This window comes from Malaciobacter sp., assembly GCF_055140965.1.
Genome location: NZ_JBSRRO010000003.1, coordinates 22,531 through 33,871 on the forward strand (window position 1 = coordinate 22,531; position 11,341 = coordinate 33,871).

An 11,341-nucleotide genomic window follows, 5' to 3' on the forward strand; every position below is an offset into this window, starting at 1 on the left:
GGAGTGAAAAAAGATTTATTTCAGATCAAAAGCATATATTTAAAATCATTACTCTTATTACTTATTTTTTCTTTCATTACTGGCTTTAGATTTGATTATTTTGATAAACTTTTCTACTTTGATGTTTTGCTGATACTTTATATAATATCAGTGTTTTTTTTACAAAAAGGAATTTCAATATCTAAATTTACCTTTGATTTTATCAAAATATTATTTGTGATTTTTTTACCACCTATTATTTTGATAAATTTTACAAGTGACACATCAGGTTCATTACAATTTTTTAGTCAATATATATTTTTAATAACTGTTTTACCATTGTTTTTAGAAAGTGTTTATAAAACTAAGCAGTACGACTTTTTTCTAAAAAGTTTATTATTTGCATTGATTATTAATTCATTACTTTTTTTACTTAAATACTTTGAGCTTGTAGGGCAATTATATTTTCGAGATTACCCCTTTCGTTTTGCTCTGGGTGAGTTTGGTCCTAATGAGATGGGACACTATTTGATCTTAATGCTATTTTTAATAACGGTATTTATAAATTCTAGGTTTAAAACATTAGTAGAGCTAATTGGTGTCATTCCTTTTGTTTTGACTTTATCAAAAACTGTATGGGTTCAGTTGAGCGTTTATTTAATTGTCAAAAAAACTAAACTAATGCTCATAGGTTTGATTTTAATGTTTTTGGTATTGTATTTTAGTGGATACTTTAGTGTTGTTTATGAAGTAATGAACTCCATACTTCAAGATTTTTCTACCACTACGACTAGCAATACAATAAGATTAGAAATGATGAGAAATGCGTTTAGTAGTATTCCATCAACTATTTTATTTCCAGGGTATCACTCTATACTAAATCTTGATACTAGTTTAAGTGTGCATAATGGCATCTTGTCATATATAGTAAATTTTGGCTTGATTAGTTTTATATTACTATTTTTAATTACATTTTATTTTATTTCTAGAAATATTAAATATAGGTATTTTAGATTCATACTATTTTTTATTTTTTTAGATTTTATAACTTTGATTTTTAATCCTATTATAAACTCTAGGATAGTTTGGCTTCCTTTATTTATATATATTTATACATACCATTACAAAAAGGATGAGTATGTCTAAAAAGATAGCTTTTATAATTAATTCTTTGGCTGGTGGTGGAGCTGAAAAGCTTGTAAAGACACTACTTGAACAGTTTCATAATGATGGATGGTATGTTGAGTTAATTTGTTTAGAGAAAGATGATATTTATAGTGTGGATAAAAATATAAAAGTAACTTACTTAACTGAATGGGACAAAAGTGTTAGTGGCATTAAAAAATTACTTTTTCTTCCAGTTTTAGCTTTTAGACTTTTTAACTATATGAAAAAGCATCAGATAGAGACTGTTCAAAGTCATCTTTTTAGAGCAAGTTATGTAAATCTACTAGCAAAATTCTTTTTTAGAAGCAGACATAATGTTCAAATAGTTAATCATAGTGTGATTAGCAGATACAAAAATGAAGGTATGAGTGGTAAGATAAATTTGTTTCTTATAAAAAAACTTTATCCTTATGCAGATAGGATAATCTCTGTTTCAAGTGTAGTTCAAAAAGATATGCAAGAGTTGTTTGGATTCAAAAATGAAAAAAAAGTTATTTATAATATGTTTGATCTGAATGAAATTCAAAACTTATCAAAAGAAAAAATTAATGATTTTAAATTTGATAAAGCTAAAAAATATATAGTTTCAGTTGGTAGACTGATACCATTAAAAAGAAATCATGATTTGATTTATGTTTTGTCAGGCTTAGATAGCAATGTAGAGTTGATATTTATTGGAGATGGTGAAGAAAAAAATAATTTGATTGATTTGTCAAAAAAATTAGATATTTATAAAAGAATACATTTTTTAGGTTGGGTAGACAATCCGTATAAGTATATATATCACTCCAATATTTTAGCTTGCACATCTCAGACTGAAAGCTTTGGTAATGTTTTGGTCGAAGCTATGGCATGTGGAGTACCTGTTGTAAGTACAAAGTGCGGAGGTCCTGAAGAAATTATAGATGATGAAGCTGATGGCTACTTAGTTGATATTGGAGATGTTGATAGTATGGTGGAAAAAATAAATTTGATTCTTAATGATGATGAATTATCTAATAAATTGATTTTGAATGCAAAAGAAAAAATAAAACTATTTGATAGTGCTAGTATAATAAAAGAATATAAAAAAATCTTAGGAGAAAAAGTATGAAACAGGCTTTAAAAAAAATATTGAGAAAAAATAAATATCTTGAGATATTAGCTTATATATTGCAAAATAACCAAATATTAAATTCATCAGGAAGTGGGGAATTCGGAAAAACTATAGATGAGATGTATTCTCATGGTGCAAATGTAGCAAAGCTTTTTGCTGAAAATTATGATGGAAATTTAGAAAACAAAGTTGTACTTGAAATAGGAACAGGATATACAAGAGCAACAATGCTTTATATGATAAAAGAGTACAACCTTCAAAAAGCATACTGTTACGATAGGTTCAATTGCTTACATGAAAATGATAATAAAATCATTGAAAAATATAATTTAGAACCATATTTAGAGAAACTCGAATATATTTCTGGAATTAATAAAGAGTTGTTGAAAATAGAAAATTTAAGTATTGACTATGTGGTTTCAAATGCTGTTCTTGAGCATGTTGACACTTTAGAATTATTATTTAGTGTATTGGAAAAAGTTTTGAAAATAGATGGACAAATGTATCATAAAGTTGATTTAAGATGTCATAATAGATTTAAAATACATGGGGAGCTTTATTTTCATACTTTTGGTGAGAAGTTTTGGAATATGATGGGTGGCAATATTGGTCAGCCAAATAGAAAGTTATTGAAAGATTATCTAAAATTATTTGATACTTGCAATCTTGAATGCAGTACAACTATATTTGAACAATTTAGTGAAGAAGAGTTAAAAAAAGCAAAAAGTTACTTAAAAATTGAAAATCTTGATGACTACAAAGTTGCAGTTGCTGAGTTTAAATTATGCAAAAAATAGCAATAGTAGTCAACAACTCATGGTATGCGTGGAATATGAGAGCAAATCTAGGCTTTGCTTTTCAAAAGCAAGGATATGAAGTGATTTTTATTTCTCCTTATGATAAATATAGTGAGAATATAAAAGAGCATTTTAGATACATAGATATTAATATAAATTCAAAAGGAACAAATCCTATAGAAGATTTAAAGACTATATATATGTATTATAAAAGATACAAAGAATTAAAACCAGATATAGTATTACAATATACTATCAAGCCAAATATTTATGGAACGATAGCTGCAAGTATGCTGAATATCCCTATTATAAATAATATAGCAGGATTAGGTACACTTTTTATCAAACAAAATTTTATAACTAGTATTGCAAAATGGCTTTATAAATTTTCACAGAAAAGAGCTACAAAAATATTTTTTCAAAATCATGATGATTTTAAAATGTTTGTAGATGAAAATCTAGTTCAAAAAGAAAAATGTGATGTACTCCCTGGTAGTGGTGTGGATGTAGAGAAATTTTTGCCAGTAGAAAAAAAAGATGATGGAATTTTTAGATTTTTATTAGTCTCAAGAATGCTTTGGGCAAAAGGAATACAAGAATTTGTGGATGCTGCTAAAATTATAAAACAAAAATATAAAAATGTTGAATTTCAACTTTTGGGTCATCTTGATGTAAAAAGTCCAACTGCAATATCAAAAGAGCAAATGGATATATGGGTAAAAAATGGTTTTGTAAATTATTTAGGTAGTAGTGATGATGTAAGGGTTGAAATTGCACAAGCAGATTGTATAGTTTTACCATCATTTTATAGAGAAGGAACGCCAAGAATACTTCTTGAAAGTGCAAGTATGGCAAAACCTATAATTACTACAGATAATGTTGGCTGTAAGGATGTTGTAGATGATTGTATTAATGGATTTCTTTGTAATATAAAAGATTCTGCTGATTTAGCTTTAAAAATGGAAAAAATGTTAAATTTGACTGATAGTGAACGAAGTTCTATGGGAAAAGCTGGACGAGAAAAAATAGTAAAAGAGTTCGATGAAAAGATAGTAATAGAGAAATATTTAAAAGCTATTGAGAGTATATTAAAATGAAAAAACTATTAATCACTGGCTCAAATGGTTTTGTAGGTAAATATTTTATAAACAAATATAAAAATAAATATGACATAAAAACTTTTAGTTTTTTAAAAGATGATATAAATAGTTTAGATTGTAGTGATGTAGATGTAGTTTTTCATCTTTCAGCTTTGGTTCATCAAATGGCTGGAGCAAGTGCTAGTGAGTATGAAAGAGTAAATGTAACTCAGACTTTAGAATTAGCAAAAAAAGCAAAGAAGAGTGGTGTAAAGCACTTTGTCTTTATGAGTACGGTTAAAGTTTATGGGGAAGAAACAATTAATGTTTATACTGAAAGTAGTGAGTGTAAGGCTGAAGATGAGTATGGAAAGAGTAAACTAAAAGCTGAAGAAAAGCTTTTAAAACTTGAAGATGAGAGTTTTAAAGTAAGTATCATACGAACTCCTATAGTTTATGGATATGGTGTAAAAGCAAATATTAAATCTCTTGTGAATTTAGTTGATAAGATTTCTATTTTACCATTTGGGAAAATAGAAAATAAACGAAGTATGGTGTATATAGGAAATCTTTGTCATTTGGTAGATGTGGTTATAGGTGCGACTGAAGTCGCACTTCCAAGTGTCTTTTTAGCTAGTGATGATGAGCCTTTGAGTACTTCAAGACTTTGTGAGTTGATAGCTAAGAGTTTAAATAAAAAAGTTTATTTGATAAAAGTTCCTTTTTTTGAAAGTTTATTGAAGCTAGTGAAACCATCATTTCATAAAAGACTTTATAGAAGCTTGGAAGTGGATAATAGTATCACAAAAGAGAGATTGGATTTATCAAATCCTTATAGTGTGGAAGAGGGGATTGGGTTTATGATAAAAGGTGAGAATAGTCTCGAATGAATTCGAGGTTCCGGAGAAAGAAGGCTTGAATAAATTCGAGGTTCCGAAAAATTGTCTTGAAAGAATTTGAGATTTTATATACTTTAAAGTATAATACTCTAAAGTATAATTATAAAAGGTGTATAAATGATAAAAAAACCTTTTCACTATGGTGGTACAGTTGATAATCAACATTTCTGTAACAGAACGAGTGAGATAAAAGAGCTTACAACTGATATAGATACAGGATTAAATCTTTTACTTTATGCTCCTAGAAGATTTGGTAAAACATCTTTGGTTTTGCATACATTAAAGCAAACAAAGTATAAGTATATATTTCTAGACTTTATGAGTATAGTTGATGAGTATGAATTTATCAATGAATACTTTAATGCTATTTCAAAAAGTTTGGATACTACAGCAGACAAAGTTGTAGAATTTTTTAAAAAGATTTTAAAAGTCAAGCCAAATATTACAGTGGATTTTGATATAAGTGGTAATCCATCTTTTAAACTGAATTTTTTACATAAAGAAAATGCAACAGTACTAAAAGAGGTACTTGAACTTCCATATCTTTATGCAAAATATCACAATAAAAAAGTTGTAGTAATATTCGATGAATTTCAAGAAGTGGTAAATTTAGGAATCGAAGATAAGTTAAGAGCAGTTTTACAACACCACGAAGATATGGTCTCATATATTTTCTTAGGTAGCAAAAAATCTATTATGACTAATCTTTTTTTTGATAGAAGTAAGCCATTTTACAAATCTGTAAAACATATTCCCATAGATAAAATAGGCTTTAATAATTGGCAAGAATATATCAAAAATGGTTTTGAAACAAACAATAAAAAAATAGAAGATAATCATATTAAAATGATATTAGAAGTATCTAAAGGTTTTCCTTATTATACACAACAAATTGCAAGTGAACTTTTCAATATGACTCAAAAAGTGGTAGTGAGTGAGGTAGTTGAAGAGGCAATAGATTCTATACTTGAAAAAGAAGAAGATCTGTTTTTAAATGAATGGAATCATTTAAGTCAACAACAAAAAAAAGCTTTGAAATTTTTGATACATTTTGGTGGTGAAAATATCTATCAAAAAGAAAAGATGGTAGAGTATAACTTCACAAGTTCATCACTCAAAAAAGCTATTGAGGGCTTGGTGGCAAAAGATGTGATAGATACTAAAAAAAGTAGTTTTTATTTGCAAGACCCACTTTTTGAACTTTATTTAAGTAGGATGTAATAGTATGATTTATATAGTTTTATTTTTAATATCTTTTTTATTTACATACTTTATAAAAGAGTATGCTATGAAAAAATCACTTGTAGCTACTGTAAATGAAAGAAGTAGCCACACTGTACCTACTCCACATGGTGGTGGAATAGCTTTGGCTTTGACTTGGTTTTTAGGTTTGATTTATGTTTACATGATAGGTGAAATCCAATCAAGTCTTTTTTATGCTTTGCTTTTTGGTGTTGTTATTAGTGTGGTTAGTTTTTTTGATGATATCTATGAATTAAGTGCAAAGTTAAGGCTTATAGCACAATCTTTAGTAGCTATTGGTGGCTTGTATTTTTTAGGTGGTTTTGAGAGTTTGACTTTTGGTGTTTTTGATATCCAAAATTCTCTTTTTACAAATATTTTTGCATTTTTTATGATAATTTGGTTTATAAATTTGTATAATTTCCTAGATGGTATAAATGGCTATGCTGGAAGTGAGGCTTTGTTTTTGGCACTTGCAGCTTTTGTGTTGTTTGGGGGAAGTCATTTTTTAGTTTTGGGTGCAGCTGTTTTGGGATTTTTATTTTGGAATTTTAATAAAGCTAAAATTTTTATGGGTGATGTAGGAAGTACACTTCTAGGTTATAATATTGCTATTTTTACTATATATTATGCCAATCAAGAAAGTGCAAACTTTTGGATTTGGATTATATTGTTTGCTCTTTTTTGGTTTGATGCAACCTTAACATTGATTCGAAGAAAGAAAAATGGTGAGAGATTATCACAAGCTCATAAAAAACATGCATACCAAAGATTAAATCAAAGTGGTTGGAGTCATTTTAAAGTGACAAACTACTCTATAGGTATAAATATAGTTTTATTTGCTATTTTATACTTTATAGCAAATGTATTTGTGGCATTTTTCGTGGCGATGGTTTTGATGGCTTTTGTTATGAAATTTGTGGATAAAAAGAAAAGCTTTGATTAGATAAGGTTTACCTTTTTTGAAACTCGAATTTATTCGAGTCTTTTGTGAGGTGGGATTTTGCACGAATAAATTCGCGCTTCTTTTTGGAAACTCGAATTTATTCGAGTCTTTTGTGAGATGGATTTTGCACGAATGAATTCGCGCTTCCGAATGTGGTGGATGAATTTTGCCTTTTCGGAAACTCGAATTTATTCGAGTCTTTTGTGAGGTGGTTTTGCACGAATGAATTCGCGCTTCCGAAGAAAATAAATATTAGGATAAAGATAGATGCTAAGACTTGATAAACGAATACTTAATTTTGTAGTGATAATTGCTCTTACGATTATTACTTTTTGGTGGACTTTTTTTATATTTCATATGGAGTTTGAGATAAGATTTGTTTTAGGAGTGATAGCTATAAGAATGCTGGCTTCTCTTTTGATTTTCAAAGATTTTAGTTTGAGTTGGTCAAAGGCTACTCAAAAAACTTTTATTATGAAAAGTATTGTTTATATTGTGGCTTTTTGTATCTACATGCCTTTTTATTATGGAGAGCTTAGATTTGCTTTTATGGCTTCTGAGCTTGCTTTTTATTTGTTTGCTATAAACTTTTCTATGTATTCTTATCATTATTTGATAAATAGAAGTAAGGTTGCCAAAACAAAAGAATTGGTTATTTATGGTGCTGGAAAAGCTGGGATGAAGCTAGAAGAAGAGTTTAGAGAGAGTAAATATAAAGTAAAGTATTTTGTAGATGATGATAAGATTTTACAAAAAAGATCAATCGATGCTATTCATATTTTATCTCAAGAAAAGCTAAAAGAAAGATTAGGTGATACTAAATTAGATCTTTTAGTTATTGCAATGCCTAGTGTTTCTAAAAAAAGAATTAAACAAATATATGATGAGGTTGGATACTATTTTAAACAAATAAGAATTCTTCCTGCACTAGAAGATATTTTAGCTGAAAAAAACTTCTCAAAACAACTTAAAAATATATCTGTAGAAGATTTGCTTGCAAGGCATCCTCAAGATTTAGATAAAGAGAAAATAGAAAACTTTATAAAAGGTAAAGTTGTACTAATTACTGGAGCTGGAGGTAGTATAGGAAGTGAGATAAGCAGGCAGTGTAAAAAGTTTAAAGCAAAACAGCTTATTTTACTTGATCATAGTGAATTTAATCTTTATAAAATAACAGAAGAGTTAAATGGCTCTGAGATTATACCAGTGATGCAAAATGTAAGAAATTATGATTTTATAGAAAAAACATTTAAGAAATATAAACCTCAAATCGTAATACATGCAGCTGCATATAAACATGTGCCTTTAGTAGAAGATAATATACTCGAGGGTATTTCAAACAACATACTTGGAACAAAAAACTGTATAGATTTATCTATAAAATATGAAGCTGAAAAGTTTGTATTAATCTCAACAGATAAAGCAGTAAGACCTACAAATGTCATGGGTACAACAAAACGAATATGTGAATTGTATGCGCAAAATGCAAATACAAAAGAAAACACAGAGATAGTTTGGAAGTAGTGGAAGTGTAATACCGAAGTTTAAATCACAAATTGAAGCAGGAGGACCTATTACTGTAACACATCCAGATATTACAAGATATTTTATGCTTATTCCTGAAGCTTGTGAGCTTGTACTTCAAGCTGCAAGTATTGGAAAGGGTGGAGAGATATTTATACTTGATATGGGAGAACCTGTAAAAATAGTAGATTTAGCTAAAAAGATGTGTGAGTTAAGTGGGCAAGAAGATATAAAAATAGAGTTTTGTGGATTAAGACCAGGTGAGAAACTTTATGAAGAACTACTTATAAATGATAGTGATAAAAAAACAGACTATGACTCAATCATGGTAGCAAGCTCTACAAAATATGATATAGACAAACTAAACAACGATATACAAGAACTTCTAGTTTGTGAAGATAAAATCAAGAAGTTAAAAGAGATAGTTCCAGAGTTTGAACATAATAAGTAATATGGCACGAATGAATTCGCGCTTCCGTGGAGACTTGAATTTATTCGAGTATGGTGGGAGTGATTAAAATTTGTGGCTTTTGCTGGTATTTCAGGCTTGAAAAAGTGATTTTTGGATAAAATTGGCTATATTTATATAAAACAAAGGAAACTAATGGGTTTAGGTGTAGGTATCGTAGGACTTCCAAATGTAGGTAAAAGTACAACATTTAATGCTTTGACAAAGGCACAAAATGCAGAGGCGCAAAACTATCCTTTTTGTACTATTGAGCCAAATAAAGCGATTGTTCCAGTACCAGATAAGAGATTAGATGAATTAGCAAAGATTGTTATTCCAGATAAAATTCAACATTCAACTATTGATTTTGTTGATATTGCTGGGCTTGTTAGAGGTGCTAGTAAGGGTGAGGGTCTTGGTAATCAGTTTTTATCAAATATTAGAGAAGTTGAAGTAATCTTACATATGGTTAGATGTTTTGATGATGGTAATATTACTCATGTTGAGGGTGATGTAAATCCTTTAAGAGATATTGAGATTATTGAAACAGAATTAATTTATGCAGATATTACTCAAGTTGAAAAGAAAATTGATAGACTTAAAAAACAGTCAAAAGGTTCAAAAGATGCAGCAGCTCAACTTGTAGTTGCACAAGCTTTACTTGATCACTTAGCTGAGTTAGAGCCTGTAAAAACTTTTGAAGATAGTGAAAATGAACTTTTTATTGCACTTGACAAAGAGCTTAGATTTTTATCAAATAAAGATGTGATTTATGGTGCAAATGTTGATGAGGATTCACTAGCTGATGATGGAAATAAATACGTTGATGAATTAAAAGCTCATGCACAAGAAGTAAATGCAGATGTTATTATGCTTTGTGCAAAAATAGAAGAAGAACTTGTTGGTTTAGAAGATGATGAAGCAAGAGAGTTTTTAACTGATTTAGGCGTAAAAGAATCAGGTTTGGAGCAAATCATTCACACAGCATTTGATAAACTTGGACTTCAGTCATACTTTACTGCTGGTAAAGTTGAGGTTAGAGCATGGACTATCAAGAAAAATACAAAAGCACCACAAGCAGCTGCTGTTATTCACAATGATTTTGAAAAAGGTTTTATCAAAGCTGAAGTTATTTCTTATGAAGATTTTGTTAGTCTTGGTGGAGAAGCTAAATGTAAAGAAGCAGGTAAACTAAGACTTGAAGGTAAAGATTATGTTGTTCAAGATGGTGATGTTATGCACTTTAGGTTCAACGTTTAATTTTATGTAGATGAAAGATTAGTTATAATCTAGCTAATTTAAACTTAAGTTAGGAGTTTTAAGTGCCAGAAAATATTTTAGAAAAAATTGAGTCATTACCTCCTCTTCCTAAAACAATTGCAGAGATTGAAGAGTATAGACAAAAAAGAGATAAAGAAGCTTTTGAATTACTAAAGATAATTGAAAAAGATGCCTTGATAATTTCCACATTATTAAAGGTTTCAAATTCAGCGATGTTTGGATTTAGAAGCAAGGTTGAAACTCCAAGTAGGGCTATTAATTTACTTGGGATTAACTTCACAATTTCTATTGCAATTGGCGGTACTGTACAAAACTTACTTAAGGCCAATTTGTCTGCTTATGGAATTAATAGTGATGATTTTATGAGAGTTTCAAATATGGCAACTACATTGACTAATCTTTGGTTATCAAAAGTCTCTTTTGACTTAAAAGAAGAGCTTATCTTACCCTCTTTACTTCAAGAAGCAGGAAAGTTTATTATTGCTGATATTTTAGAGCTTGAGGGTAAAACAAATGAATTCAAAGATTTATTAAGACAAGGTAAGTCAACAGCACAAGCAGAAAAAGAGATTTTAGGATTAAGCACTTCTGAGATTACTGCTAGAATTTTCAGGCACTGGAAACTAAGTGATACTTTGATTGATTCAATAGAGTTTGTAGATGATATAAGCAAAGTTGATGAAGCTTATAAACAAAGAGCACAAATCCTTGATGTTGTAAAAACAGCTTGTGAAGTAACAGCTCCTTTAAGCGATGATAATGTAGACAAAGCTATACAAAAAGCAAAAGCTTACAAGCTTGATGTAAAATCACTTGAAAACGCTATTGAAAAACTAGAAGACAGACTTTTAGACGAACAAGTATAATTAAGGCTATAAAAGCC

Annotated in this window: 9 protein-coding genes and 1 pseudogene; all 10 read left to right on the forward strand. The window is 29.0% G+C overall.

Going from position 1 to position 11,341, the window contains the following annotated elements; genetic code table 11:
• Positions 1-3: 3 nt before the first annotated feature.
• The 10 genes and pseudogenes from ACTCCZ_RS01580 (at position 4) to ACTCCZ_RS01625 (ending at position 11,324) form a co-directional block, all read left to right on the forward strand.
• Positions 4-1,125: a hypothetical protein gene (locus ACTCCZ_RS01580; protein ID WP_079577100.1), complete on the forward strand. Its 1,122-nt coding sequence runs from the start codon at positions 4-6 to the stop codon at positions 1,123-1,125.
• Entirely contained in the window at positions 1,118-2,239 is a 1,122-nt protein-coding gene (locus tag ACTCCZ_RS01585) for a glycosyltransferase (protein ID WP_159445703.1), read from the forward strand. Before ACTCCZ_RS01580 ends, ACTCCZ_RS01585 begins: the two co-directional genes overlap by 8 nt.
• Entirely contained in the window at positions 2,236-3,039 is an 804-nt protein-coding gene (locus tag ACTCCZ_RS01590; protein ID WP_079577098.1) for a methyltransferase domain-containing protein, read from the forward strand. Before ACTCCZ_RS01585 ends, ACTCCZ_RS01590 begins: the two co-directional genes overlap by 4 nt.
• Positions 3,027-4,136, forward strand: coding sequence for a glycosyltransferase family 4 protein (locus ACTCCZ_RS01595; RefSeq protein WP_228145270.1), 1,110 nt, complete (start codon positions 3,027-3,029; stop codon positions 4,134-4,136). Before ACTCCZ_RS01590 ends, ACTCCZ_RS01595 begins: the two co-directional genes overlap by 13 nt.
• Positions 4,133-5,008 (forward strand): NAD-dependent epimerase/dehydratase family protein, encoded by an 876-nt coding sequence (locus ACTCCZ_RS01600; protein ID WP_079577096.1) that lies wholly within the window; start codon positions 4,133-4,135, stop codon positions 5,006-5,008. The genes ACTCCZ_RS01595 and ACTCCZ_RS01600 overlap by 4 nt, the downstream gene beginning before the upstream one ends.
• Positions 5,009-5,134: 126 nt before the next feature.
• Positions 5,135-6,238 carry an AAA family ATPase gene (locus ACTCCZ_RS01605; RefSeq protein WP_079577095.1) on the forward strand — a complete coding sequence of 368 codons (1,104 nt, stop codon included), beginning with the start codon at positions 5,135-5,137 and terminating at the stop codon, positions 6,236-6,238.
• Positions 6,239-6,242: 4 nt separating this feature from the next.
• Positions 6,243-7,205 carry an MraY family glycosyltransferase gene (locus tag ACTCCZ_RS01610; protein ID WP_079577094.1) on the forward strand — a complete coding sequence of 321 codons (963 nt, stop codon included), beginning with the start codon at positions 6,243-6,245 and terminating at the stop codon, positions 7,203-7,205.
• Positions 7,206-7,472: 267 nt separating this feature from the next.
• A pseudogene (gene pglF / locus ACTCCZ_RS01615) lies at positions 7,473-9,180 on the forward strand (UDP-N-acetylglucosamine 4,6-dehydratase (configuration-retaining)).
• Positions 9,181-9,333: 153 nt separating this feature from the next.
• Entirely contained in the window at positions 9,334-10,437 is a 1,104-nt protein-coding gene (ychF, locus tag ACTCCZ_RS01620; protein WP_079577092.1) for a redox-regulated ATPase YchF, read from the forward strand.
• 62 nt (positions 10,438-10,499) lie between these two features.
• Entirely contained in the window at positions 10,500-11,324 is an 825-nt protein-coding gene (locus ACTCCZ_RS01625) for an HDOD domain-containing protein (RefSeq protein ID WP_079577091.1), read from the forward strand.
• The last annotated feature ends 17 nt before the right edge of the window (positions 11,325-11,341 follow it).